Consider the following 24,243-nt stretch of genomic DNA (forward strand, 5'->3'; position numbering starts at 1 on the left):
CGAACGCCCCTGGAGCCCAGCAGGTTTCGCCGGGAGCGGTCAGAAAGTGAGCACGCCCCGGGCCACCTTCCCCCGCTCGGCGTCCTCCACGGCCCGCGCGAACTCCTCCACGGGGTAGGTGGTGGTGACGAGCTCGTCGAGGAGGAGCCGGCCCGAGCGGTACAGCTCGGCGTAGAGGGGGATGTCCCGCTGGGGCCGGGAGGAGCCGTAACGGCAGCCGAGGATCGACTTGTCCAGGAACATCGCGGCCGGCGGGAAGCTCGCCTCCGCCTTCGGGGCGGTCATGCCGAGGAGGATCGCCTGGCCGTGCCGGTCGAGCAGGTCGATGGCGGTACGGACGAGGCCGGTGTGGCCGACGCACTCGAAGACGTGGTCGGCGCCGGTGGGCAGGATGTCCCGTACGCCGTCGGCGGAGGCGAGGAAGTGCGTGGCGCCGAACCGCCGGGCCGTCTCCTCCTTCTCCGGGTTGGTGTCGACGGCCACGATCGTCAGGGCGCCGGCGATCCGGGCGCCCTGGAGGACGTTGAGGCCGATGCCGCCGGTGCCGATGACGACGACGGTCTCGCCCCGGCCGACCTTGGCCCGGTTGAGTACGGCTCCGACGCCGGTGAGGACGCCGCAGCCCATGAGGGCGGCGGAGGTGAGCGGGATGTCGTGGGGGATCTTCACGGCCTGCACGGCCTTGACGACGGTCCGCTCCGCGAAGGAGGAGTTGGAGGCGAACTGGTAGAGCGGCCGCCCGCCGCGCGAGAACGGCTGCCCGGGCATCCCGATGGCCTTGCGGCACATCGTGGGCCGCCCCCGGTCGCAGTCGGCGCAGGCGCCGCAGTTCGCGAGGGTGGAGAGGGCGACGTGGTCGCCGGGGCCGACGTGGGTGACGCCGGGGCCGACCGCCTCGACGACGCCGGCGCCCTCGTGGCCGAGGACGACGGGCGGGGGGAAGGGGATGGTCCCGTCGACGACGGACAGATCGCTGTGGCAGAGACCGGCGGCGGCGACGGCGACAAGCACCTCGCCGGGGCCGGGGGGCCGCACCTCCAGGTCGTCGACGACCTGGACCTTCTTCCCGTCGAACACCACGCCCCTCATGAACCGTTCTCCTGACCCACGTTCGGCCGGGCGCCCTCGGCCACGTTCGGCCGGGCACCCTCGGCCACGTTCGGCCGGGCAGCCTCGGCCGCGTTCGGGCGAGCGCCCTCGGCCGCCGCCCTGGCCATCTCCTCAAGGCGCGCCAGCATCGGCATCGGATCCACCCCCACCGTCCCCGGCAGGAAGTCCGCGATCCGTTCCGGCGTCCACGCGCCGCCCTCCGCGTACCCCGCCCGCAGTTCCCTCGGCTGCGCCCACACCGCGATCTTGGGGCCCGCGATCGTGTACACCTGCCCGGTGATCCTCTCCTCCCGGGCCCGCTCGGAGAGCAGGTAGACGACGAGCGCCGCCACGTCCTCCGGTTCCCCGATCTCCGCCAGCTCCATGGGCACGTTCGCGGACATCCGGGTACGCGCCACCGGCGCCACCGCGTTCGCCGTCACCCCGTACTTGTGCAGCCCGAGGGCCGCGCTCCGTACCAGCGAGATGATCCCGCCCTTCGCCGCCGAGTAGTTGGCCTGGGCCACCGACCCCTGGTGGTTGCCGCTCGTGAAGCCGATCAGCGTCCCGGCGCCCTGCCGCCGCATCACCGCCGACGCGGCCCGGAAGACCGTGAACGTGCCTTTCAGATGGGTCGCGACGACGGGGTCCCACTCCTCCTCGGACATGTTGAAGAGCATCCGTTCGCGCAGGATCCCGGCGACGCACACGACCCCGTCGATCCGCCCGTACTCCGCGAGCGCGACGTCGACGACCCGCTGCCCGCCCGCCATCGTCGAGATGTCGTCGGCGACGGCGACGGCCGTACCCCCCGCCGCCTCGATCTCCTTGACCACGGCGAGCGCGATCTCGGAGGTCGGTTCCCCGCCCTCGATCGACACGCCGTAGTCGTTGACGACGACCCTCGCGCCCTCCGCCGCGCACGCGAGGGCGACGGCGCGGCCGATGCCCCGCCCCGCGCCCGTCACGGCGACGACCTTGTCAGCCAAGAAGTTCCCCACGCCCGGCCCCTTCCCGCATTTTCTGACGGTCCGTTAGATTCGTTCGTCGTCAGGATTCTACGGTCCGTCAGATACCGGTCCACAAGACCCCGGAGGCCCCGATGTCTCTGCCCGCCGCATTCCACGAGATCGCCAAGCGCGTCAACAACTGGGGCCGCTGGGGCCAGGACGACGAGATCGGCACGCTCAACCTCGTCACCGACGAGGTCGTACGGGACGCCGTCGCCACCGTCCGCACCGGCCTCCGGATCCCGCTCGCCGTCGACCTCAAGCAGGACGGCGTGCAGACCGGCATGATCCCCGGCCGGGTCAACCCGCTCCACGTCATGGTCCAGATCAATCAGGAGCTCTTCGGCCCCGGCACGGTCGCCACCAGCGACGACGCCGTGACCCTCGGCCTCCAGGCCGGCACCCACTGGGACGCCCTGACCCACGCCTCGCACTCGGGCCGCATCTACAACGGCCGCCCCGCCGCCTCCATCACCCCGCACGGCCGCTCCGAGTTCAGCGGCATCCACACCGCCCGGCACCTCGTGAGCCGTGGGGTCCTCCTGGACGTGGCCGCCGCGAAGGGCGTGGACCGGCTGCCCGGTGACCACGCGGTCACCCCGGAAGACCTGGACGAGGCGGCCGACTTCGGCGGGGTCACCGTCCGGTCCGGCGACATCGTGCTCGTACGGACGGGTCAGATGCAGTCGTACCTGGCGGGCGACCGGCACGGGTACGCCTTCCCGTCCCCCGGCCTCTCGGTCCGGACGCCGGAGTGGTTCCACGCCCATGACGTCGCGGCCGTCGCCAACGACACGCTCACCTTCGAGATCTTCCCGCCGGAGATCGAGGACCTGTGGCTGCCCGTGCACGCCCTCGACCTGGTCGAGATGGGGATGCTCCAGGGGCAGAACTGGAATCTCGAAACTCTGTCCACAGCCTGTGCACAACTTCGGCGGTACGCGTTCCTGCTCTCCGCGATGCCCGAGCCGTTCGTCGGCGCCACCGGCACACCGGTGGCGCCGGTCGCGGTCCTCTGAGGACTTGGAGCCTCCGGGAGCTCAGGCTCTCCGAGGACTTACGGGCGGCGGCGCGCTCGCGCGCGCCCCGAGCACGGCACGGCCGCCGCCACCCAGCCACGACCCGCACACGCCGAGGGCACACGGCCCTCGGCTCCCCTCACCACGAATCGCTCACCCCAGGGTGGGCAAAACGCCACGAAACGTCAACAGGGCACCCGGCCGGGTGACACGGAAGTCCCCGGAGCCCCTGGAGTCACCGTCACCCCAGGGACCGGCGCGGGCACCGGGGTCGGGGAAGACACGGAAGGCACGGAAAGCAGCGGGGGCGGGGACGACGCGGGGGCCGAAGCCCGGTCCACCTCGCACCAGATGCTCTTGCCCGCCCCCTCGGGCTGCCAGCCCCACCGGTCCGCGAGGCCGTCCACCAGCTCCAGGCCGCGCCCGTTGGTGTCCTCGCCCTCCGCGTGCCGGGGCCGCGGCGGGCAGTCGCTCGCGTCGGCCACCTCCACCCGCACCCCGCCCTCCGCCGCGAACAGCATCCGCAGCACGGCCGGGCAGCCGGTGTGCACCACGGCGTTGGTCACCAGCTCCGAGATGAGCAGCACCAGCGTCTCGGCCAGCGGCTCGTCATCGCCTATGCCCGAGCCGGCGAGCCGTGACCGGGCCCACCTCCGGGCTCGCCCCACCTCTGCCGGGTCCGGCCCGACCTCCAACTGCACCTGAAGCACCTGCACCGCTCACACCATCCGAACCGGCGGACACACCTTCACGGAACGTGATTCCCTTACGGGACAGCATGGTTGACGTACAGTCACCGCAACAAGCGCTTCGGGCATATTCCAGCGCGAAGGAGTACGCATGGTCCATACTGTGCGACGCACTCTGCGGGTAGTCGAACGCCGGGCGCGAGCGGCGGGCATTCCCGGAGCCGGGGTCACCTCGGGGGCGACACCGGGACGATCCGGGCCAACGAGCACTCGCATCCCACGGAGCGTACCGGAGCCGGAGGCCGACTCCGGGCCGTGACGACCCCGCCGAAGGACACAACCCGATATCGACGTTCCGTGACCTGCCCGGCGCGGAACGCTACAGGGCGGCGGCCACCGTCTCCTCGGCCCGCGCGGCGGGCAGCCTCAGCTCCGCCCGTACCCAGGCCCGTTTCAGATGCAGATGGACGTCCGCCTCCCAGGTGAAGCCCATGCCGCCGTACACCTGGAGGCAGTCACGGGCGTTCCCGATCGCGGCCTCGTCGGCGAGCAGCTTGGCCCCGGCGATCTCGACGGGGTCGGCGGTGAGGGAGGCGGCCCGCACGGCGGCCCGGGCGAGCTCGGCCCGCACGAGCATCCCGGCACAGAGATGCTTCACGGCCTGGAACCCCCCGATGACCTCCCCGAACTGCTCCCGCTCCCGCGCGTAGGCGACGGCCGCCCCGGTGGTCCGCCCAGCACTCCCGACCTGCTCGGCGGCGGTGAGCAGCACGGCCGCGTCGCCCCCCGCGCCTACGGCGCCCCCGAGCCCCCGCACCCGATGCAGGGGCGTCAGCGGATCCACCGACCGCACGGGCACGGCTCCCGAAACGTCACCGACGACCACATCCGCCTCGTCCAGCCAAGGGACCAGCCCCTCCGAAGCCTCGGTCACCACCACCGCCCCCTCCGCCGCACCCCGCACACTCCCCGCCGCCACATGCGTCGCGACCACCGGCCCCGGCACCAACCCCCTCCCCACCTCCTCGAACACAAGCACCGCCTCCGGCAGTCCGAGCCCCACCCCGCCCTCCTCCTCCGGCAGCCGCAGCGCGAAGAGCCCGGCGACGCCGAGCGCCCGCCACAGCTCCCGGTCCAGCCGCCCGCCCGCGTCGACGGCCGCCCGGAGCGCCTCCCGGTCGAAGAGGCGCGCGAGGAGTTCGCGTACGCCCCGGCGCAGGTCACGCTGATCCTCGGTGAGTCGGAAGTCCATGGCGGGGGTCACCGGCCCTTCGGCAGGCCGAGGATGCGCTCGGCGACGATGTTGCGCTGGATCTGGGAGGTGCCGGCCGCGATCGTGTACGAGAGCGAGGAGAGCCGGTCCAGGGTCCAGTCGCGGTCCAGGTCGAGCGCGTCGGGGCCGAGGACGGCGGCGGCGGCCTCGTACAGCTCCTGGCGGGCGTGGGAGTAGTGCAGCTTGAAGACGGAGCCGCCCGCGCCGGGCACTCCGCCGGTGGCCTGAGCCTCGCTGACGTTGGCCTGGACGAGCCGCCACAGCGCCTGGAACTCGGCGGAGAGCCTGCCGAGCCGTCGCCGCAGGACGGCGTCGTCCCAGGTGCCGTTCTTCCTGGCCGTACGGGCGAGTTCGCCGAGGAGGCGGCGGCAGGCGACGACTTCGCCGACGAAGGCGGTGCCGCGTTCGAAGGAGAGGGTCACCATGGTGACCCGCCAGCCGTCGTTCTCGTCACCGACGCGGTTCTCGACGGGCACCCGCACCTCGTCGAGGAAGACCTCGGCGAACTCCGTCGAGCCCGCGAGGGTGCGCAGCGGCCGTACGGTGATGCCCGGCGCGTCCATGGGCATGGCGAGCCAGCTGATGCCCCGGTGCTTGGACGTCGCCGCCGGGTCCGTCCGTACCAGCAGCTCGCACCAGTCGGCGACCTCGGCGTGCGAGGTCCAGATCTTGGAGCCGGTGACGACGTACGTGTCCCCGTCCCGTACCGCCCTCGTCCGCAGCGATGCCAGGTCGGAGCCCGCGTCCGGCTCGCTGAAGCCCTGGCACCAGACCTCGTCGCCGCGCAGGATCGGCGGCAGCCACCGCGCGCGCTGTTCGGCCGTGCCCTCGGCGGCGATGGTCGGGCCCGCGTGGAGGAGGCCCACGAAGTTGGCGCCGACGTAGGGCGCGCCGGCGAGTTCGGTCTCCTCCAGGAAGATCAGCCGCTGGGTGGGGGACGCGTCCCAGTGGGTGTCGGCGTACCCGGCGTCGTACAGCCTGCGCTGCCAGCCGCAGTCGTAGGCGCGGCGGGCGGGCCAGTCGAGCGGGTCGGGTTTCGGCGGGAGGCCGGGCAGGGTCGCGGTGAGCCATTCCCGCAGCCGGGCGCGGAACTCCTCCTCCTCGTCGGTGCAGGTCAGGTCCATCAGACAATGCCCAGATCGAGCATGCGGATGGCGTTGCCCCGCATCAGCTTGTAGACGGTCTCGTCGTCGAGGCCCTGGACGTGGTCGAGGGCGACCTCCTTGGTGTGCGGGAAGGTCGAGTCGACGTGCGGGTAGTCGGTCTCGAAGGTGGCGTTGTCCCTCCCCACGACGTCCAGGGAGGCGATGCCGTGCTTGTCGCGGAAGAAGCAGCAGAAGATCTGCCGGTAGTAGTACGTGGACGGGGGCTCGGGGATCAGGTCGCGGACGCCGCCCCAGGCGCGGTGCTCCTCCCAGACGTCGTCGGCGCGTTCGAGGGCGTACGGGATCCAGCCCATCTGGCCCTCGCTGTAGGCGAGCTTGAGCGTCGGGAACTTGACCAGGACGCCGGAGAAGAGGAAGTCCATCATCGAGGCCATCGCGTTGTTGAAGCTGAGGGAGGCCTGGACGGCGGGCGGGGCGTCGGGGGAGGCGGCCGGCATTTGGCTACTGGATCCAATATGCATGTTCACCACCGTTCCGGTCTCCTGGCAGACGGCGAAGAAGGGGTCCCAGTAGCCGGAGTGGATCGAGGGGAGTCCGAGGTGGGTGGGGATCTCGGAGAAGGTGACGGCCTTGACGCCCCGGGCGGCGTTGCGCCGGATCTCGGCCACGGCGAGGTCGATGTCCCACAGCGGGATGATGCAGAGCGGGATGAGCCGGCCGCCGCTGTCGCCGCACCACTCCTCGACCATCCAGTCGTTGTAGGCGCGGACGCAGGCGAGGGCGACCTCCTTGTCGTGGGCCTCGGCGAAGGTCTGGCCGCAGAAGCGGGGGAAGGTGGGGAAGCAGAGGGAGGCCTCGACGTGGTTGAGGTCCATGTCCTCGAGGCGGGCGGCCGGGTCCCAGCAGCCGCGCCGCATCTCCTCCCTGGTGATCCCCTCCAGGGTCATGTCGTCGCGGTCGAAGCCGACGGCGGCGATGTTCCGCTTGTACGGGAACTTGAGGTCCTCGTAGATCCACCAGTCGGTCGGCGGCCCCTCGGGGTCCATCGTGATCTGGTACTTGCCGGCGACGTACGCGAGCTCGCCGATACCGGCCGTGAGGGGCCGGGGGCCACGGTCGCGGTACTTCTTCGGGAGCCAGATGTCGAAGAGGTGGGCCGGCTCGATCACGTGGTCGTCGACGCTGATGATGCGGGGCAGTTCCGTCATGACCCCTCCATTTTCTGATGACCCGTCAGATACGGACCGCACATCAGGCTAGCCCCGCACCCCTGGACCGACAAGGACCGGCCCTCTACGCTCTCCGCACGATCTGACGGGCAGTCAGTTACAGGAGGCGTCGCCGTGACCGAAGACGTGAACCGAGTCGCCCACGCCCTGGGCGGGTCCCGCACGCTCTGGGAGCTCGTCGAGCGGCGTGCCGCGCTCACCCCCGAGCGGCCCGTCCTCCTCCAGGGCGACCGCGTCCTCACCTTCGGCGGGCTCCGCGACCGCGCCGAGCGCTGCGCCGCCGGCCTGTACGCCATGGGCGTGCGCCCCGGAACGGTCGTCGCCTGGCAGCTGCCCACCCGGATCGAGACCGCCGTGCTCTCCTTCGCGCTCGCCCGCATCGGAGCCGTACAGACGCCGGTCATCCCCTTCTACCGGGACAAGGAGGTCGGTTTCGCGCTGCGCGAGGCCAAGGCCGAGTTCTTCGCCGTCCCCGGAGAATGGCGCGGATTCGACCACACCGCGATGGCCCGGCGGCTCGGCGCGCACCACGTGTTCGAGGCGTACGCGTCCCTTCCCGACGGCGACCCGGCCGTGCTGCCCCCGCCGCCCGCCTCCGGCACCGACGTCCGCTGGATCTACTGGACCTCCGGCACGACCTCCGACCCCAAGGGCGTCCTGCACACGGACCGCTCGCTCCTCGCCGGCGGCTCCTGCCTCGCGCACGCGCTCCGGCTCACCGCCGACGACGTCGGCTCGATGGCCTTCCCGTACGCGCACATCGCCGGGCCCGACTACACGGTGATGCTGCTGCTCTACGGGTTCCCGGCGGTGATGTTCGAACAGTTCGCGCTGCCGGACGCCCTGGACGAGTACCGGCGGCACGGGGTGACCGTGGCCGGCGGATCCACCGCCTTCTACGCGATGTTCCTCGCCGAGCAGCGCAGACAGCCCGAGGAGCCGGTCATCCCCACCCTGCGGCTGCTCGCGGGCGGCGGGGCGCCGAAACCGCCGGAGATCTACCACGCCGTACGGAAGGAGCTGGGCTGCCAGCTCACCCACGGGTACGGCATGACGGAGGTCCCCATGATCACGATGGGCGATCCCGACGACACCCCGGAGAACCTCGCGACCACCGAGGGCCGTCCGCCGGCCGGCATGGAGATCCGGATCACCGGCGCCGGGGAGGTCCGGCTGCGCGGCGAGGCCGTCTGCCGGGGCTATCTGGACCCGGCCCAGACGGCCGCCGCGTTCGACGAGGACGGCTTCCTCGTCACCGGGGACGTCGGACATCTGACCCCGGACGGGCACCTCGTCCTCACCGGACGCGTGAAGGACATCATCATCCGCAAGGGAGAGAACATCTCGGCCAAGGAGATCGAGGACCTCCTCCACGAGCATCCGGACGTGGGCGACACGGCCGTCATAGGCCTCCCGGACGCCGAGCGCGGCGAACGCGTCTGCGCGGTCGTCGAACAGCCGCCGGGGGCCGCCCCGCTGACCCTTCCGGCGGTGACGGCCTTCCTGCGGGAGGCGGGCCTCTCCGTCCACAAGCTGCCGGAACAGCTGGAGGTGGTGGACGCGCTCCCCCGCAACGAGACCCTGCGGAAGGTGCTCAAGTACAAGCTCAGGGAACGATTCGGTCCGTCGGACCGAGGCCGGTCGTCGGACTGAGGCCGGTCGGACTGTGGCCGGTCGGACTGTGGCCGGTCGCGCTGAAGCCCGTCGGACCGGAGCCGCTCGGACTGAGGCCGGTCGTGAGGAGGTCCGCCCGGGTGACACCGGCCGGGTCGGCCTCCGCGGCGTCGTCACCGGGGCTGGCGGGCGAGGGCAGCTCGACGGGCAGGGGATCCTTCCCCGTGAGCGCCGCCGCCCCGTCCTCGTACACCTCGAAGAGGCGCCGGACGCCGAGCGCGGCGAGCACCCGGCCGACGTGACCCTCCCGGTCCTCGGGCAGGACGAGGCGGAGCCGGCCGCCGCAGGAACGCAGCAGCCTGCGGGCGGCGATCAGCATGCCAACGCCGCTGGAGTCGCAGAACCGGACGGCGGACAGATCGAGCACGAGATCGTGGCGGCCGCCCGCGACCACGTCGTGGACGCGGCGACGTATACGGGGGGAGGTGACCAGGTCCAGTTCCCCCCGCACGCGGAACAGCGTCCAGGAGCCGTACTCGTTCTCGTCGACCTCGATCGTCGTCACGGACGCCGCCTGCCCCGCCCCGCACCTCCGAAACCACCGGGGCGGAGGATGACGCGTTCCTTACCACCCGGATCCACGTCAAGGGCGCACTTGCGGCAAACAGTCGTGCGTTGTCGGTACGGCGCACTACGTTGGAGGAGAACCGGGGAGCCGGGGTGCCGGAGGGAGCCGGGAGGGGCGGAGGGTCGGATGGCGATGGACACACCACCGCGCTGGGACCGCAGGATGCAGCAGCGGCTCGCGCGCGGGGAGGCCGCCGCGCTCGGCGAGCTGTACGACCGGTTCGCCTCGCTGGTGCACAGCCTCGCCCACCGGGTCCTCGACGACGACGCCGCGGCCGACCAGGTCACCCGTGAGGTCTTCGGCTACATCTGGGAGAACCCCGACGCGTACGACCCGAAGCAGGGCAGCATGCGCGGGTGGATCGCCAGGCTGACGCAGTCGCAGGCCGTGCACCGGCTGCGGCAGGCCGAGGCGACGGCGTACGCGGAGACGGGCCGGGGCTCCGTCGAGGAGCTGGAGCAGAAGGTGCGCCGGGCGTCGGTCGCGGCCCGCGCCGACTACATCGTGACGTCCATGCCGACGCCGCTCAGGGCCGCGCTCGAACTGGCGTACTTCCAGCGGCGGGACTACCGCCAGACCGCCGCCGACCTCGGCGTCACCGAGGACGAGGCGCGGCGACGCCTCCGCCTCGGCCTCCAGTTGCTGTCCTCGGCGAACACCCGGCACCCCGAGGGCGGCGGGCCGCCGGGCTACGGGCGGGCGCTGTGACGGGGGCGAACGGCGACGCGGACGGCGTCGCACGCGCCCCGTGGGTGCCGGGGCCGCGCCGGGCGGCGGACGACCACGCGGACCTGACGGCGGAGGTCGCGGAGGTCTCCGGGGTCGCGGAGGCTTCGGAGGCTTCGGAACCGGAGGTGCCGGTCCTCACCCACAGTGTGCTCAAGTCCCTGCTCGGGGCGTGGGCGCTCTCGGCGTGTTCGACCGGGGAGACCAGGGCCGTCGAGGACCACCTCACGAGCTGCGCGCCGTGCGCGGACGAGGCGCTGCGGCTGCGGGACGCGGTGGCGCTGCTGCACGAGGACCGGGACCTGGACCTCGACCCGCTGCTGCGGTCCCGGGTCCTGGAGAGCTGCCTGGGCCGGCGCCCGGCGCGCATCCCGATCCCCGGCTGGGTCACGCCGTACGACGCGGAGACGGCGCGGCTCGACGCGCTGCTGCGGGACATCGGCGAGTCGGAGTGGCACGCGCCGGTACGGCTCAAGTGGTACGAGGAGGAGCGGATCGTACGGCGGAAGTCGACGGTCGCGGGGGTCATCGGGCACCTGTTGGCGGTGGACGGCCTGGTGTCGGCGGCGCTCGGGCTCGACGATCCGCTGGGCGCGGGGACGCCGGAGTTGTCGCCGGCGGAGCGGACGGAGGCGTTCTGGTCGGGCCTCGACCGGCCGCCGAACCGGGCGCTGCGGGGGCCCTGGCGGGAGCAGAGCCACACGCTGATCCGGACGGTCTCGTTCGCGGGGCGCGGGGTGGCCGACCTGACGGTCACCTACAAGGACTTCGCGCTGCCGCTGCGGGACTCGCTGCTTGAGCGGGCGTTCGAGTGCTGGGTGCACGCGGACGACATCGCGCAGGCGGTGGCGTATCCGTACGCGCCGCCGAGCGGCGCGCATCTGCACGACATGATCGACCTGACGGCCCGCCTGCTGCCGGGGGCGCTCGCGAACCGCCGCCGCGCGGGCCTCGCGGCGCCGGCCCGGCAGCTGGTCACGGCGGGGGCGCCGGGCCGCTCGGTCCACCTGGAGGTGGAGGGTGCGGGTGGGGGTCACTGGTACATCGCGCTCGACTCCCCGGCGGCGGTCGGGTCGCCGGAGCTGGCGGTGGCGCAGGTGGCGATGGACGGGGTGGAGTTCTGCCAGCTGGTGGCCGGGCACGTGTCGCCGGAGGAGGCGGCGGCAGGCCAGGACGGCGACCGGGAAGCCATCCGGGACGTCCTGGCAACAGCGGCGTCACTGAGCCGCTTGTAGCTCCCGCGCACGTCCCCGTGTGCCCACGCGGGGGTGGGGCGTTACGCGAAGACGACCGTGCGGCGGCCGTTCAGGAGGATTCGGCGTTCCGCGTGCCATTTGACCGCGCGGGCCAGCGCCTGGCACTCCACGTCGCGGCCCACCGCGACGAGTTGGTCGGGGGTCACCTCGTGGCCCACCCGCTCGACCTCCTGCTCGATGATCGGGCCCTCGTCGAGGTCGGCCGTCACGTAGTGGGCCGTCGCGCCGATCAGCTTCACGCCGCGCGTGTGCGCCTGGTGGTAGGGCTTGGCGCCCTTGAAGCTGGGGAGGAAGGAGTGGTGGATGTTGATGATCCGGCCGGACAGCTGCTTGCAGAGGTCGTCGGAGAGGACCTGCATGTAGCGGGCGAGGACGACCAGCTCGACGTTCTCCGAGCGGACGAGCTCCAGCAGCTCCGCCTCCGCCGTCGCCTTCGTGTCCTTCGTGACCGGGATGTGGCGGAAGGGGATCCCGTAGGAGCCGACGAGCTCCTCGAAGTCGGTGTGGTTGGAGACGACCGCGACGATCTCGACCGGCAGCGCGCCGATGCGCGAGCGGAACAGCAGGTCGTTCAGGCAGTGGCCGAACTTCGACACCATGAGGACGACCCGCATGCGCTCGTCGGCCCGGTTGATCTGCCAGTCCATCGCGTACGAGTCGCCGACCGCGGCGAAGCTGGCCCGCAGCTTCTCGACGTTCACCGGGGCCTCGGCCGAGAAGTGGACCCGCATGAAGAAGAGACCGGTGTCACGGTCTCCGAACTGCTGGCTGTCCTCGATGTTGCACCCCGTGATGAAGAGGTAGCTCGACACGGCGTGCACGATGCCCTGCTTGTCCGGGCAGGAAAGGGTGAGGACGTACTGGTCGGTCATCCTGTCAGCCTGCCATATCCGGGCGGGCCGGTTCACCCACTGTCCGTCAGACGGAACGCCTCAGGAACGCCTCACGAACGCGTCATGATGCTGAGCACGTCCAGGGAGCGCGGCGGCGTGTCCGGGTCCTCGCCGTCGGCCCGGGCCAGGTGTACGTGGGCCTCGCGGGCGGCCCGTACGGCCTCGGGCCACCCGGGGTGCTCCAGGTACGCGGAGACGGCGGCGTCGGGCCCCACCTGGTGCATGATGCGCAGCACCCGGAGGACGGCGACGTCGACGAGCGCGGCCTCGCCGGTGTCGCGGAAGATCGAGCCGACGTATTTCTCGGCGGACCAGTTGTCGAGCCAGGTGTCCTCGACGAGTCGGTAGACGGCGTCGGTGACGTCGCCGTAACCGTCGAGGCCGGCGAGCCAGGTCGTCTCGTGGAACCCGGGATCGGAGAGCATGTGCAGCGCCGAGCGCACGTTGCTGCGCCAGCGCCACCACGGCATGTCGTTGAGCGGCATGCCGCCCATGGTGGAGGAGCGACGGCCGCGACGGGAAGAGTTCACCGAACCGGAGACTGGACTGGACACGTTTCGATCGTACGTTCCCTTGTCCGGTAACCGGAGTCCGCCCCTCGCAGCCCCTGTAATTCACCTTCAGGTCACCCACCGTTGAACCATGCTCACTCCCGCGTTACCCATGAGGCGGAAATGTGCATGCCATGACCGGTAGGCGACTGACCTCACTCCTCGCGTACGTCACGACCGCGGCGACGGGAGCCTCGTTGCTCACCGGCTGTGGCGTGCTCCCTGGGGCCACGGGGGGCTCCAGGGAGCCCGTCACCGTGATGACGTGGGCTCCCGACCAGACCCGGGCGACCAACATGCCCGGAATGCCCGCCATGGCGCAGGCCTACGCCCGGTGGATCAACTCCCAGGGCGGGATCGACGGCCACGAACTGCGCGTCCTCACCTGTAACGAACACAACACCAGCACCGGCGCCGCGGCCTGCGCCCGCCGGGCCGTCCGCGAGAAGGCGGTCGCCGTCGTCGGCTCGTACAGCCAGAACGGCCGCGCCTTCATGGCCCCCTTGGAGGCCGCCGGCATCCCGTACATCGGCGGCTACGGCATCTCGGAGGACGAGTTCACCAGCCCGCTCTCCTATCCCGTCAACGGCGGGCTCGCCTCCCTCATCGCCGGGCACGGCATGCAGCTCGCCGAGTCCTGCCGCACCGTCTCCCTCGTCCGGCCGGACACGCTCGCCGGCGACAAGCTTCCCGAGCTCCTCAACTCCGGTCTGCGCAAGGCCAGTCACCGGAGCGCCGTCGACATCCCGGCCGTCGAGGACGCGGCCGAGTACACCGCGCAGGCCGACCGGGCCCGCGAGAAGGCCGGTGACAAGGACGGCTGCGTCACCGCCGTCCTCGGGGAGCGCACCCAGACGTTCTTCGACTCCTTCCGCCGCCTCCCTGACACCGACGCAGGGGAAGGCGACGGCGGCAGCCAGAGCGACAGCGGCGACTCGGACAGCAAGCCGGACGCCGTACGGATCTCGTCCGTCCTCGGCAGCGTCGGCCAGCCCGTGATCGACCGCACCGGCGGCGCCCGCAGCCCCTTCGAGGGCGCGTTCGTCACCGGCTGGTACCCGGAGGCCTCCGACAAGAGCTGGGCGCCGATGCGCAAGGTCATCCAGGACCACGCGTTCGCAGACAACCGGGTCGACCCGGCCGACGCCGGCGTCCAGACCACGTGGATCGCGTACACGGTCCTCAGGGAGGTCGTCGAGGCCCTCGATGCCGACCGGGTCACGGCCACGCAGATCGCCCACGCCCTCGACCGGGGCGAGGAGATCGACACCGGGGGCCTGACCCCCACCCTGCGCTGGAAGTACGAGGACCTGCTCGGCGCCCCCGGCTTCCCCCGGATCGTCAACCACGAGGTGACGTTCCAGGTGGTCCGCCAGGGGCAGCTCGTGGCGCAGAAGCCCGGCTTCGTCGACGTCGGCGAGACCGTCCTCAGCGCCCCCTAGCTGCGAGCATCAGAGCTGGGAGTAGCTTCGCTTCTCCAGGCCGTACTTGGAGGCGGTCGGGTTCCACAGCGCGGCCGCCTCCTTCTTCGCGGTGGTGGCCGTGCCGCTCTGCTTGTTCGCCTCGACCAGGTGGTTGGTCGAGCGGGCCTTGCCGTCCTTGCAGGCCTTCTTGCCCTTCATCTGGACGGCCCAGGCCGCGTAGTGGTCGTCCGCGGACGCCGAGGCCTGCCACGCCTTGGTGAGCGCCGCCGTGAGCGCGGGGTTGTCCGGGACCTTGTCGACCGACAGCGTCCGGAGCTTGGCGACCAGGCCCCGGCGCTGGTCGGCGGCGCCGCGCAGGTCGGCGGCCGCCTTGTCGAGGTTCTTGCACTGCTTGATGGACTCGACCGAGCTGATGACCGTGTCACGGCTGCTGCTGCTGGTCGCGAGGAGCTTGCTCAGCTCCTGCGCCTGCGGCTCCGCCGGGTCGGCCGGCTTCTCGGTGGGCGCCTCGCTGGTGGGCGGCACGGAGGAGGTCGCCGCCACCTTCTGGCCGTCCGCCTCGGGGTCCTTCTTCTCGTCCCCGCCGCTGAGGAACGCGCCGGCGCCGAGGCCGACGACCGCGCAGCCGACGACGACGGCGGCGATCAGGGCGACCGGCGACTTGCGGCGCGGCGGCTCGGGCTCGCCGCCGTCGTAGTAGGCGCCGTCGTAGCCGTACTGCTGCGGGGGCGCCGGGGGCTGATGCTGCTGCTGGTACGGGGCGGGGGCCGGCTGCTGGTACGGGGCCGGGGCGGGCTGCTGGTACGCCTGCGCGTGCGGCTGCGGCTGTTGCTGCCGCGGCTGCTGAGGCGCCCGGGGGGCCTCCGTACGGAAGAGGTTGTCGAACTCGGCGGGCGGTTGCCGCTCGCCGGGCTCCTGCCCCGGTACGGGGGCGATGTACTGGGTCGCGTCCGAGGCGCCCGCGGGCCCGGGGCCCTGCGCCTGGAGCGGTCCCGTACCCAGGAACTGGGTGTGCCCGCCCGCGCCCCCGCCCTGCTGCGGCGGCGGCACCGGCGCGAGGTGCTGGGTGGCCTGCATGTCCCCCGCGGCCTGATGCGGATACCCGTACCCGGGCTGCGGAGCCGCCACCGGCGGCGGGTACCCGTACCCCGGCGGCGGAGTCGCAGCCGACGGCATCCCGCCCGGCCCCTGCGGTATGCCGCCCGGCCCCTGCGGCATCCCGCCGCCCGCGACCGGGGCGATGTGCTGGGTCGCCTGCATGTCGGCGGCGCCGGGCCCGCCCGGGCCCGGGTAGCCGTAGCCGGGCTGCGGCGCCGCGCCCTGCGGCGGGACCGGCGGCAGGTACTGGGTGGACTGCATGTCGGCGGGGCCGCCCGGGGCCGCCTCAGGAGGCAGCGGCTGGGCGGGCGGCAGCGGCTGTCCGCCCGGCGAGGCGCCGGCGGGACCCCAGGCGCCACCCCACGGCTGTGCTCCCCCTTGACCGTCCTGCGCGGGGGGCACCGCCGGGTACTGCGGCTCCGGACCCTGTCCGTTCTGCGTCACCGGGACTCCTACTGATGGACCTACGGCATCGTCGGCCCACGCTACCGGGTACGCGCGGGGCTCCGCACACACGTGTGAGCCCGGTTACACAACCTTCCTTCACCTCGCGGCCCCCACCTGGGACTACGCCGCGTACAGCGCCATCCGCGCCCCGAACTCCCGCACCACGGGCTCCCCCGCGTACGGCTCCAGGCGCTCCCTCAGGTCCTCCAGGTACTCCGCTCCCCGCGACGACCGCAGCGTGCTGAGGAGTTCGAGCGCCCGCGTCCCCGTCCGGCAGGCCTGCTCCACCTCCCGCTGCTGGACCTGCGCGGAGGCGAGCAGGGCGAGCCCGATCGCCCGCCGCCTCGCCCGCGTCTCGGGGTGCCCCGCGATCGACTCCTCGGCCGCCCGCGCCGCCGCCTCCGCCTGCCCCAGGTCCCGGTAGCAGTGCGCCAGTTCGTCCGCCAGGTACGCCTGGTCGAAGTGGGCGATCCACGCCGGGTCGTCGCCCGCCTCCGGATCGGCCTGCTCCAGAGCCCGTACGGCACGCCCGGCCGCCTCCTCGAAGGCGCGGACGTCCCCGAGCAGCGCGTGCCCCCGCGCCTCCGCCGCGAAGAACATCGCCTCCGCCCTCGGCGGCACCTTCCCCCGCGCCCCTTCCTGCGCGGCCCGCGCCAACTGGGCGATCTCCCGCGGGTTTCCGAGCTGCGCCGCGAGATGGCTCATGGAGGCGGCGAGGACGTATCCGCCGTAACCCCGGTCTCCGGCCGCCTGCGTGAGTCTCAGCGCCTGGATGTAGTACCGCTGGGCGAGCCCCGGCTCACCGGTGTCCACCGCCATGTACCCGGCGAGTTCGGTCAGTCGGGCGACCGCCGCGAACAGCTGCCGGCCGATCGCCTCCCGGTAGGAACCGGACAGCATGCCCGAGACGACGCTGTTGAGGTAGTGGACGACCACCGGGCGTACGTGCCCGCTGCCGAACCGCCGGTCGAGGTCGACGAGCGCGGCCGTCATCTCCCGTACGGCCGCCACGTCCGCGACCCCGACGCGGGCCCCCGCCATCCGTGCCACATGCGCGTCCGGGACGGTGATCAGCCAGTCCCTGCTGGGCTCGACGAGCGCGGACGCCGCGACCGTGGAGCCGGAGAGGAAGTCGCGGCGGCCGACGTCGCTGCGCCACAGCTCGCAGACCTGCTCGATCGCCCCGGGCACGGTCGGCGCGAACTGGAGGCCCACGCCCGCGGCGAGGTTGCGCCCGTTGGCCATGCCGACCTCGTCGATGGTGACCGTGCGGCCCAGTTTGCGGCCGAGTGCCTCGGCGATGATCCCCGGGGCGCGCCCGCGTGGCTGCTGCCCGCGCAGCCAGCGCGCCACGGACGTCTTGTCGTACCGCAGGTCGAGGCCGCGCTCCGCGCCGACCATGTTGACCCTGCGGGCGAGACCGGCGTTGGAACAGGCCGCCTCCTGGATGAGCGCTTGGAGCCGTTCGTTGAGCTGACGCGGGATGAGTGGCCTGGCTGCCATGAGTGCCCCCTGAGGCCGTGCGGTGATCAAGAGAAGTGATCACTGCCCGGCGAATATCCGGTCAATGCCGATGTGAACACGCGAAACCGGACACGTCGGCCGCGACTTCACCGCCGGTGCCCCACCTGTGCGTACCCACCCCCGCTCCCCGGCTCCCCGCGCGCCCCCGCTCGTGCACCGATGCGCCCCGCGTGCAGGATCGATGCCTCACACCGCTCGGCGCCCCGCCCGTAACCCCAGGTGGCGCGGGAAGTTGTGTTCACCGTGGAAGAGACCATCGGAGTCACGGAAGCCGCACAGATCCCCAAGCAGCGGGGCGAGCAGCTGCTGGACAGCGCCGTGCGGTACGCGGAAGAGCGGCACTGGGACGTGTTTCCCGGGACCTGGTTGGAGGCCGTCGAGGGCAGGGAGCGCTGCTCCTGCGGCGCGGACGCGTGTGCCGTGCCCGGCGCCCACGCGGTCAGGCCCGACTGGTCGACCCAGGCGACCGGCAGCGGGGTCGGGGCGCGCCGGATGTGGACGAAGCAGCCGAGGTCGTCGATCCTGCTGCCGACGGGCCGCACGTTCGACGCGATCGAGGTGCCCGAGTCGGCCGGTTTCCTGGCGCTGGCCCGTATGGAGCGCATGGAGCTGACGCTCGGCCCGGTGACCTGCACCCCGGACCGCCGGATGTACTTCTTCGTGCTGCCCGGCGCGGCCGCGAAGGTGCCGGACCTCGTCCGGAAGCTGGGCTGGGTCCCCGCCTCCATCGATCTCGTCACGCGCGGCGAGGGGCACTACGTGGCGGCCCCGCCCACCCGGATCGGCGGCTGCGGCGCGGTGCAGTGGGCCCGGCGCCCCACCCCGGCGAACCGCTGGCTGCCCGACGCGGAGGAGCTGATCAGCGCCCTCGCGTACGCGTGCGGCCGGGAGGCGGCGGAGGCGAGAAGCCGGACGCAGTGACCCTGGGGCCCCGGCGGGCCCGCCCTTAGGGTGGGGCCCGTACACACGGGGACGACCTAGGGGATGACAAGACCATGCCTGACCAGGCATTTGACGGAGCGTTCGACACGGCGGGCGCCGCACCGGCCGACGGTGCGGCGCCCGCCGTGCGCGTCGAGGGTTTGTGGAAGCGATTCGGGCAGCAGATCGCGGTGAACGGGATCGACCTGGTCCTGCCCGCGGGCCGGTTCATCGGCCTCGTCGGGCCCAACGGCGCCGGCAAGACCACCACCCTCTCGATGATCACCGGACTGCTCCGCCCCGACCAGGGCCGCATCCTGGTCGCCGGGCACGACGTGTGGGCCGATCCGGAGTCGGTGGCCCAGGTCAAGGCCCGGATCGGCATCCTGCCGGAGGGGCTGCGGCTCTTCGAGCGCCTCTCGGGCCGCGAACTCCTCGCGTACAGCGGCCGGCTGCGGGGGCTTCCCGGCGCCGAGGTCGACAAGCGGGCCGCCCAGCTCCTCGACGTCCTCGACCTGGCCGGCTCGCAGAACAAGCTGGTCGTCGACTACTCGACCGGCATGCGGAAGAAGATCGGGCTCGCGGCGGCGCTGCTCCACAACCCCGAGGTCCTCTTCCTCGACGAGCCCTTCGAGGGCGTCGACCCGGTCTCGGCGCAGACCATCCGCGGGGTCCTGGAGCGGTACACCGCCTCCGGCGCGACGGTCGTCTTCTCCAGCCACGTCATGGAACTGGTCGAGTCGCTGTGCGACTGGGTCGCCGTGATGGCGGCGGGCCAGATCCGGGCGCAGGGGCCGCTCGCCGAGGTACGGGGCGAGGCGCCCTCGCTCCAGGCCGCGTTCCTGGAGCTGGTCGGCGCGAACGGGCGCGAGGCGGCCGGGGACTCGCTGGACTGGCTGGGCGGCGGGGCACAGCGATGAGCGCCGTGACGACCACCCCGACGACCACCGCCGCCTCCCCCGTACCGTCGCTCACGTCCGTCTTCGTACGGCTCAAGCTGTCGCTGCTGCGGAACGGGCTGCGGCAGTCGGGCGGGCGGACCGCCGCGTACATCGTCTCGATCGTCTTCGGGCTGGTGTTCGCCGCGGGAATGGTGCTGTCCTTCGTGCTGCTGCGGGGCAGCGCCGACGCCGACACCATCGCGGTCCTCATGACGGGGCTGACCGCCCTCACGTGGGCGGTGATGCCGCTGTTCGTGCCCGGCGGGGACGAGACCCTCGACCCGTCGCGGCTCGTGATGCTGCCGCTGCGGCCCCGGCCGCTGATCCGGGCCCTGTTCGTGGCCTCCCTCGTCGGCGTCGGACCCGTCCTCACCCTGTTCCTGGCGTTCGGCGCGGCGCTTTCCGTCGCGCACGGCGCGGCCGGCACGGTCGCCGCCGTCGTCGCCGTCCCGCTCACGGTCGCCCTGTGCGTGGCCCTGTCGCGGGCCGTGGCCGCCGCCAACATCCGGCTGCTCACCTCCCGTAAGGGCCGGGACCTGGCGCTGCTCAGCGGCCTCGTCATCGCGGTCGGCATGCAGCTCGTGAACTTCGGCGCCCAGCGCCTCTCCCGGCCCGGCGGCCTCACCGCGCTCGAACCGGTGGCGGCCGTCGTCGACTGGCTGCCGCCCGCCGCCGCGATCGGCGCGGTCGACGCGGCGAGCGAGGGCGACCACGTGTCGGCGGCGGTCCGGCTGCTGCTCACCGCCGGCGTGCTCGTGGCACTCATGTACTGGTGGCAGCGGAGCCTGGTGCGACTGATGGTCGAGCCGGACGGCTCGACCATCAGCGCCGCGTCCGACGCGCGCGAGAAGTCCGCCGGTACAGGGCGGCTCGCCCGGATGCTGCCGGCCGGGCGGGACGGCGCCGTCATGGAGCGCAGCCTGCGCTACATGTGGCGCGACCCGAAGACGAAGGCCTCCTGGGTGACCTCGCTCGCCCTCGGCCTGATCGTGCCGCTGTTCAACGCCTTCCAGGGCACGGGCTCGATCTACTGGGCGTGCTTCGCGTCCGGCATGCTCGGCATGCTGATGTACAACCAGTTCGGCCAGGACTCCTCGGCGTTCTGGATGGTCGCCCAGACCATCTCGACGACCGCCGACGCGTACGCCGAACTCCGCGCGCGTGCCCTGGCGCTGCTCGCCGTCACCCTGCCGTACGCGACGCTCGTCACGGTGCTCACGACGGCCGTCCTGGATGACTGGTCGCGGCTCGCGGAGGCCATGGGTCTCGCGTTCGCCCTGCTCGGCGCGATGCTGGCGACGGGCACGGTGGCCTCGGCCCTCTTCCCGTACTCGATCCCGCAGGACAGCGGCTACAAGAACGTGGCGCCCGGGCAGGCCGGGCTCGCCTGGATCTCGATCCTCGGCGGCATGCTCACGGCCCCGCTGCTGTGCGCCCCGCTGATCGGCGGGACGGTGTACCTGCACCTCTCCGACAAGCAGTCGCTGCTCTGGCTGCTCTTCCCGGCCGGGACGCTGTACGGCGCGCTCCTCATGTGGGCGGGTCTGAAGGTGGCGGCTCCGCGTACGGCGAAGCGGCTGCCGGAGATCCTGGCGGCGGTGAGCAAGGGGTAGGGACGACCGTGGGCCCCGGCACGTGCCGGGGCCCAAGTGGTTCGTCCTGTTGCGCCGGTTCAGCCGGTGAAGGACTCGGGGCCGAAGCGGCCCCAGACCACGAAGCCGATCAGGACGATGTAGACGACGTCCACCCCCACGAGCTTCAGCTCGTTCCGCCGGATCCGGGTGATCGCCGCACCCACCATGACGATCAGCAGTCCGAGGGCGGCCACCGGCACCAGGCCCGGCGCGATGTCGAGCACGGCGGGGAGGACCAGGCCTATGGCGGCGAGGGCCTCCAGGGCTCCGATGGCCTTGACGCTCCCGGCGCTGAAGTCCTCGACCCATCGCCCGCTCGCCCCGGCGGCGGCGATCTTCGCCTTCGGCGTGACCACCTTGTAGCCGCCACCGGCCAGGAAGGCGAGGGCGAGCAGTCCGGTGACGATCCACAGGGCGAGGTTCATGGCACGTTCCTTTGCGGCGAAGGGCGGTTACGGGGTGGGGGTCGCGATCAGTGGAACTGGCCGGGCTTGTAGTCGCCGCCGGGCATCTGGATCATGGCGTTGCCCCGGTTGAAGGCGTTGATGATGGCGATCGCGGCCACGAGGGCGGCGAGCTGCTCGTCGTCGTAGTGCTTGGCGGCGTTCGCCCAGGCCTCGTCCGTGACCCGGCCGCCGTCGGCGAGGCGGGTGCCCTGCTCGGTCAGTTCGAGGGCCGCCCGCTCGGCGTCGGTGAAGACGGTGGCCTCGCGCCAGGCGGCGACCATGTGGAGTCGCTGCGGGCTCTCACCGGCGGCGGTGGCGTCCTTGGTGTGCATGTCGAGGCAGAAGCCGCAGCCGTTGATCTGGCTCGCGCGGATCTTCACGAGCTCCTGCGTCGCGGCGGGCAGGGACGAACCCTCGAGGGCCTTGCCGGCCGCGATGATGTGCTTCCAGACCTTGCCGGCGATCGGGTTCTCGAACATGTTCAGGCGAGCGCTCATGGCGGGCTCCTCCATCGTGGTCTGTCGTGTCGGTTACACCCCCAGGACGGAACGGGGCCGCCGCGACGTGACACGGAGGGGACGTGACCTGCGTCACGGAGGGCCGGGGGGCGCGGGTGCCGTCGGCGCGGGGTGCCGTCGGCGTGGGGGCGGAATTCCCTTGCTCCGCCCAGCCGGTGCGTACGATCCTCCCTTCCATGACCCTCCCTCTCGCACAGCCGCAGCGCGTGATCACCCTCGACGACGGCCTCACGCTCCGCGCGTGGGACGCCGAGGCGGACCTGCCGGAGCTCTTCCGGGTCATCGAGGAGTCGTGCGCGCACCTGCGCCCCTGGATGCCGTGGGTCGCCCAGCACGACTTCGACCGCACCACCGAATTCCTGGCCGGCCGCGCCGGGCGGTGGGCGAGCGGGGAGGAGTACAGCTACGCGATCGTCCTCGACGGCGCCATCGTCGGCGCCTGCGGGCTGCTCCGGTACGAGGACACCCCCGCCGACACCCGCGAGATCGGCTACTGGCTGCACCCCGCCGCCACCGGCCGTGGCATCGCCACCCGGGCCGCCCGTGCCATGGCCGAGCAGGCCTTCCGCCTCCCCGGCATCGATCGCGTCGAGATCGTCCACGACCCGGCGAACGTCAACAGCGGCGCCGTCCCCGCCCGCCTCGGCTTCACCGAGGGCTCCCGGCGCCCCGCCGAGGCCGTCGCCCCGGCCGAGACGGGAGAGATACAGGTCTGGTACCTGCGGTCGGCGGAACCGACGGGGTGACGGGGTGGCGTCCAGCGGCATGCCCTGGACGCGGATGGGCCGGCTTGTGCGGACCAGCTCAGTTGCGGTCCGTGATCACTGGTCCGAGTCGTCCGAGGACAGGGCCGCGGCGACAACGACGTCGATCGTTCCGGCCTTGGAGCGCTTGGGGTCGCCCAGCCGTGCCCGGATGAGGTATCCGAGCTGGAATCGGCTCTCAGCCCGGAAGCTCTCCATGACGTCGGCGATGTGCTTGCGGCAGGTTCGCAAGGACATGCCGAGTCGTCTGGCGATCATCTCGTCCTTCATACCCTCCGTGAGCAGTCGCACGATCGCCTGCGCGGCCTCCGTCTTGATGACGGGCGTTCCGAAGTGGCCGGGGTTGAGGGGTGTGGCCTGCACCCACGAGTGGTCGAAGACTGCGCACAGGTAGCTGACGGTGGCCGGGTCCTGGACGACGACCACGCCCTCGTGCTCGTCGGCGCGGGGGATGAACGCGACCTTCCGGTCGACGACGACCAGTCTGCCGAACAACTCGGGCAGGGTGCGGACCTCGCCCCCCGACGAGGCGAGATGGCTCACGTAGTCCTGGGTCGCGGCCTCGTGGCGGGAGGAGTGCCGGTAGAGGGTGCGCATCTGGACGCCGCGCCGGGCGAGGGCCAGATCGCGCTCGTTGGCCTGCTCCTTGCGCCCTGGCGGCAGGTCCCTGCCGCGTTCACAGGTCAGCACTTCCACCTGGCAGGCCGAGATCGCGTTCTCGAGCAGCTCTGTGGCGGATTCGAGTCCGTGCACCTCCTGGATCGGCGTGTGCCTGCGCCGACTGCGTTGGGTCTCGGCGTAGAGCGAACCCAGGACGTCGAAGTCACCCTTCAGTTCGTCGATGCGTGCCAGCCGGCCGCGCAGCTCGGCCTCGGCGGTGGTGAACATGATCGCTGCCGCACTCTCCGGTGCGACAGGCACGAGCCGCTCACGCGCTGCGTCTCCGGGCAGGGGCCGGAGCAGGTGCCGGGCCCCGAGCGAGGCGGCGGCCTGCTGCACTTCCTCGACATCCAGGGCGAGGTCTCGGGCCGCTCCATCGACATCGAGATGTCCATTTTGTGCTGCCCAGCGAAAGACTTCGATCTCCGTTTTACCCAACCGGGCAAAGTCCTCATGCGTACGATTTTCCACTGTTTCCCCCCAGGGAAGATCCTGCACGCAGCTTAGTGCAGCGTGATCGCTCTGGACGGGGAGGGCCCGCCGGGGCAGCCTGAGAGTGCACAAGGAGTTACCGGAGGAATTCTCTTCGGGACGCGGCACATGCCGACATGTCCGCCGTGTGGAACCCACCTTCATGAAAGAGGTACTAACGATGGCCATGCTCAAGACCGTCTCGTACGCGATCGCCCGCCGCACGAAGATGACGGCCCTGGCCGGCTTCTACAAGTACTGATCTCACCGAGGTCGATCCGGGTAATACCTCGGGCCGGGACGAGGCGCTAT

At 72.0% G+C, this 24,243-nt stretch carries 22 protein-coding genes and 1 pseudogene; 9 read left to right on the forward strand and 14 right to left on the reverse strand.

All coding sequences use genetic code 11. The features are described from left to right. Nucleotides 1-39 precede the first annotated feature (39 nt). A complete protein-coding gene (locus ACIRB7_RS03290; protein ID WP_403591538.1) occupies nt 40-1,089 on the reverse strand; it encodes a Zn-dependent alcohol dehydrogenase in 1,050 nt (349 codons plus the stop codon). Further along, complete coding sequence (locus tag ACIRB7_RS03295; RefSeq protein ID WP_403591541.1) at nt 1,086-2,090, reverse strand: SDR family NAD(P)-dependent oxidoreductase; 1,005 nt, start codon at nt 2,088-2,090, stop codon at nt 1,086-1,088. The genes ACIRB7_RS03290 and ACIRB7_RS03295 overlap by 4 nt, the downstream gene beginning before the upstream one ends. A gap of 101 nt (nt 2,091-2,191) precedes the next feature. Between ACIRB7_RS03295 and ACIRB7_RS03300 the strand changes: the two genes are divergently transcribed. Then, complete coding sequence (locus ACIRB7_RS03300) at nt 2,192-3,118, forward strand: cyclase family protein (RefSeq protein ID WP_403591544.1); 927 nt, start codon at nt 2,192-2,194, stop codon at nt 3,116-3,118. Nucleotides 3,119-3,303: 185 nt separating this feature from the next. On the opposite strand, the gene ACIRB7_RS03305 is transcribed toward ACIRB7_RS03300, so the two are convergent. The 4 genes from ACIRB7_RS03305 to ACIRB7_RS03320 all read right to left on the reverse strand — a co-directional run bounded on the left by ACIRB7_RS03305 (nt 3,304) and on the right by ACIRB7_RS03320 (nt 7,394). Further along, nucleotides 3,304-3,834, reverse strand: a complete 531-nt coding sequence (locus ACIRB7_RS03305; RefSeq protein ID WP_403591547.1) for an ATP-binding protein — start codon at nt 3,832-3,834, stop codon at nt 3,304-3,306. Between the two features lie 352 nt (nt 3,835-4,186). Next, entirely contained in the window at nt 4,187-5,059 is an 873-nt protein-coding gene (locus tag ACIRB7_RS03310) for an acyl-CoA dehydrogenase family protein (protein WP_403591550.1), read from the reverse strand. An 8-nt stretch (nt 5,060-5,067) separates the two neighbouring features. Beyond that, on the reverse strand, nt 5,068-6,204 hold the full coding sequence (locus tag ACIRB7_RS03315) for an acyl-CoA dehydrogenase family protein (RefSeq protein ID WP_403591553.1): 1,137 nt from the start codon (nt 6,202-6,204) through the stop codon (nt 5,068-5,070). Continuing rightward, nucleotides 6,204-7,394, reverse strand: coding sequence for an amidohydrolase family protein (locus ACIRB7_RS03320; RefSeq protein WP_403591555.1), 1,191 nt, complete (start codon nt 7,392-7,394; stop codon nt 6,204-6,206). Before ACIRB7_RS03320 ends, ACIRB7_RS03315 begins: the two co-directional genes overlap by 1 nt. Nucleotides 7,395-7,541: 147 nt before the next feature. Between ACIRB7_RS03320 and ACIRB7_RS03325 the strand changes: the two genes are divergently transcribed. Continuing rightward, on the forward strand, nt 7,542-9,068 hold the full coding sequence (locus tag ACIRB7_RS03325) for a class I adenylate-forming enzyme family protein (protein ID WP_403592482.1): 1,527 nt from the start codon (nt 7,542-7,544) through the stop codon (nt 9,066-9,068). Nucleotides 9,069-9,255: 187 nt separating this feature from the next. Here the strand turns inward: ACIRB7_RS03325 and ACIRB7_RS03330 are convergent. After that, nucleotides 9,256-9,594 (reverse strand): annotated as a pseudogene (locus ACIRB7_RS03330) (STAS domain-containing protein); the annotation flags it as partial. A gap of 189 nt (nt 9,595-9,783) precedes the next feature. Here ACIRB7_RS03330 and ACIRB7_RS03335 point away from each other — a divergent pair. Then, entirely contained in the window at nt 9,784-10,365 is a 582-nt protein-coding gene (locus ACIRB7_RS03335; RefSeq protein WP_403591558.1) for a sigma-70 family RNA polymerase sigma factor, read from the forward strand. After that, entirely contained in the window at nt 10,362-11,618 is a 1,257-nt protein-coding gene (locus ACIRB7_RS03340) for a maleylpyruvate isomerase N-terminal domain-containing protein (protein WP_403591561.1), read from the forward strand. The genes ACIRB7_RS03335 and ACIRB7_RS03340 overlap by 4 nt, the downstream gene beginning before the upstream one ends. Nucleotides 11,619-11,659: 41 nt before the next feature. Here ACIRB7_RS03340 and purU read toward each other — a convergent pair whose 3' ends face one another. Both purU and ACIRB7_RS03350 read right to left on the reverse strand, forming a co-directional pair. Further along, on the reverse strand, nt 11,660-12,511 hold the full coding sequence (gene purU / locus ACIRB7_RS03345; RefSeq protein WP_351218980.1) for a formyltetrahydrofolate deformylase: 852 nt from the start codon (nt 12,509-12,511) through the stop codon (nt 11,660-11,662). Nucleotides 12,512-12,582: 71 nt separating this feature from the next. Continuing rightward, the gene (locus tag ACIRB7_RS03350; RefSeq protein WP_403592485.1) at nt 12,583-13,026 is read right to left on the reverse strand and encodes a hypothetical protein; all 444 of its coding nucleotides are present in this window, start codon (nt 13,024-13,026) and stop codon (nt 12,583-12,585) included. A gap of 191 nt (nt 13,027-13,217) precedes the next feature. Here ACIRB7_RS03350 and ACIRB7_RS03355 point away from each other — a divergent pair, with 191 nt between their 5' ends. Then, nucleotides 13,218-14,525: an ABC transporter substrate-binding protein gene (locus ACIRB7_RS03355; protein WP_403591564.1), complete on the forward strand. Its 1,308-nt coding sequence runs from the start codon at nt 13,218-13,220 to the stop codon at nt 14,523-14,525. A 9-nt stretch (nt 14,526-14,534) separates the two neighbouring features. On the opposite strand, the gene ACIRB7_RS03360 is transcribed toward ACIRB7_RS03355, so the two are convergent. Then, nucleotides 14,535-16,049, reverse strand: coding sequence for a hypothetical protein (locus ACIRB7_RS03360; RefSeq protein ID WP_403591567.1), 1,515 nt, complete (start codon nt 16,047-16,049; stop codon nt 14,535-14,537). A 123-nt stretch (nt 16,050-16,172) separates the two neighbouring features. Beyond that, nucleotides 16,173-17,555, reverse strand: coding sequence for a transcriptional regulator (locus ACIRB7_RS03365; RefSeq protein ID WP_403591570.1), 1,383 nt, complete (start codon nt 17,553-17,555; stop codon nt 16,173-16,175). Nucleotides 17,556-17,810: 255 nt separating this feature from the next. On the opposite strand from ACIRB7_RS03365, the gene ACIRB7_RS03370 reads away from it, so the two are divergent. The 3 genes from ACIRB7_RS03370 (at nt 17,811) to ACIRB7_RS03380 (ending at nt 21,051) form a co-directional block, all read left to right on the forward strand. Further along, on the forward strand, nt 17,811-18,497 hold the full coding sequence (locus tag ACIRB7_RS03370) for a bifunctional DNA primase/polymerase (RefSeq protein ID WP_403591573.1): 687 nt from the start codon (nt 17,811-17,813) through the stop codon (nt 18,495-18,497). A 74-nt stretch (nt 18,498-18,571) separates the two neighbouring features. After that, nucleotides 18,572-19,417, forward strand: a complete 846-nt coding sequence (locus tag ACIRB7_RS03375; RefSeq protein WP_403591576.1) for an ABC transporter ATP-binding protein — start codon at nt 18,572-18,574, stop codon at nt 19,415-19,417. Continuing rightward, entirely contained in the window at nt 19,414-21,051 is a 1,638-nt protein-coding gene (locus tag ACIRB7_RS03380; RefSeq protein ID WP_403591579.1) for a transporter, read from the forward strand. Before ACIRB7_RS03375 ends, ACIRB7_RS03380 begins: the two co-directional genes overlap by 4 nt. A 59-nt stretch (nt 21,052-21,110) precedes the next feature. On the opposite strand, the gene ACIRB7_RS03385 is transcribed toward ACIRB7_RS03380, so the two are convergent. Continuing rightward, on the reverse strand, nt 21,111-21,497 hold the full coding sequence (locus ACIRB7_RS03385; protein WP_403591581.1) for a DoxX family protein: 387 nt from the start codon (nt 21,495-21,497) through the stop codon (nt 21,111-21,113). 47 nt (nt 21,498-21,544) lie between these two features. Continuing rightward, nucleotides 21,545-22,015, reverse strand: coding sequence for a carboxymuconolactone decarboxylase family protein (locus ACIRB7_RS03390; RefSeq protein WP_403591584.1), 471 nt, complete (start codon nt 22,013-22,015; stop codon nt 21,545-21,547). A 197-nt stretch (nt 22,016-22,212) separates the two neighbouring features. Here ACIRB7_RS03390 and ACIRB7_RS03395 point away from each other — a divergent pair, with 197 nt between their 5' ends. Beyond that, the gene (locus ACIRB7_RS03395; protein WP_403591587.1) at nt 22,213-22,782 is read left to right on the forward strand and encodes a GNAT family N-acetyltransferase; all 570 of its coding nucleotides are present in this window, start codon (nt 22,213-22,215) and stop codon (nt 22,780-22,782) included. 75 nt (nt 22,783-22,857) lie between these two features. Here the strand turns inward: ACIRB7_RS03395 and ACIRB7_RS03400 are convergent, their stop codons facing one another. Beyond that, nucleotides 22,858-23,958 carry a LuxR C-terminal-related transcriptional regulator gene (locus ACIRB7_RS03400; protein WP_403591590.1) on the reverse strand — a complete coding sequence of 367 codons (1,101 nt, stop codon included), beginning with the start codon at nt 23,956-23,958 and terminating at the stop codon, nt 22,858-22,860. Between the last annotated feature and the right edge of the window lie 285 nt (nt 23,959-24,243).

It is taken from the genome of Streptomyces sp. NPDC093795 (assembly GCF_044764665.1).
Classification (GTDB): Bacteria; Actinomycetota; Actinomycetes; order Streptomycetales; family Streptomycetaceae; genus Streptomyces.

Coding starts and splice junctions, on each gene's coding strand:
- ACIRB7_RS03375 (WP_403591576.1), top strand. CDS start 18,572: ATGCCTGACCAGGCATTTGACGGAGCGTTCGACACGGCGGGCGCCGCA.
- ACIRB7_RS03385 (WP_403591581.1), bottom strand. CDS start 21,497: ATGAACCTCGCCCTGTGGATCGTCACCGGACTGCTCGCCCTCGCCTTC.
- ACIRB7_RS03290 (WP_403591538.1), bottom strand. CDS start 1,089: ATGAGGGGCGTGGTGTTCGACGGGAAGAAGGTCCAGGTCGTCGACGAC.
- ACIRB7_RS03300 (WP_403591544.1), top strand. CDS start 2,192: ATGTCTCTGCCCGCCGCATTCCACGAGATCGCCAAGCGCGTCAACAAC.
- ACIRB7_RS03365 (WP_403591570.1), bottom strand. CDS start 17,555: ATGGCAGCCAGGCCACTCATCCCGCGTCAGCTCAACGAACGGCTCCAA.
- ACIRB7_RS03335 (WP_403591558.1), top strand. CDS start 9,784: ATGGCGATGGACACACCACCGCGCTGGGACCGCAGGATGCAGCAGCGG.
- ACIRB7_RS03380 (WP_403591579.1), top strand. CDS start 19,414: ATGAGCGCCGTGACGACCACCCCGACGACCACCGCCGCCTCCCCCGTA.
- ACIRB7_RS03315 (WP_403591553.1), bottom strand. CDS start 6,204: ATGGACCTGACCTGCACCGACGAGGAGGAGGAGTTCCGCGCCCGGCTG.
- ACIRB7_RS03390 (WP_403591584.1), bottom strand. CDS start 22,015: ATGAGCGCTCGCCTGAACATGTTCGAGAACCCGATCGCCGGCAAGGTC.
- ACIRB7_RS03355 (WP_403591564.1), top strand. CDS start 13,218: ATGACCGGTAGGCGACTGACCTCACTCCTCGCGTACGTCACGACCGCG.
- ACIRB7_RS03320 (WP_403591555.1), bottom strand. CDS start 7,394: ATGACGGAACTGCCCCGCATCATCAGCGTCGACGACCACGTGATCGAG.
- ACIRB7_RS03395 (WP_403591587.1), top strand. CDS start 22,213: ATGACCCTCCCTCTCGCACAGCCGCAGCGCGTGATCACCCTCGACGAC.
- ACIRB7_RS03350 (WP_403592485.1), bottom strand. CDS start 13,026: ATGGGCGGCATGCCGCTCAACGACATGCCGTGGTGGCGCTGGCGCAGC.
- ACIRB7_RS03310 (WP_403591550.1), bottom strand. CDS start 5,059: ATGGACTTCCGACTCACCGAGGATCAGCGTGACCTGCGCCGGGGCGTA.
- purU (WP_351218980.1), bottom strand. CDS start 12,511: ATGACCGACCAGTACGTCCTCACCCTTTCCTGCCCGGACAAGCAGGGC.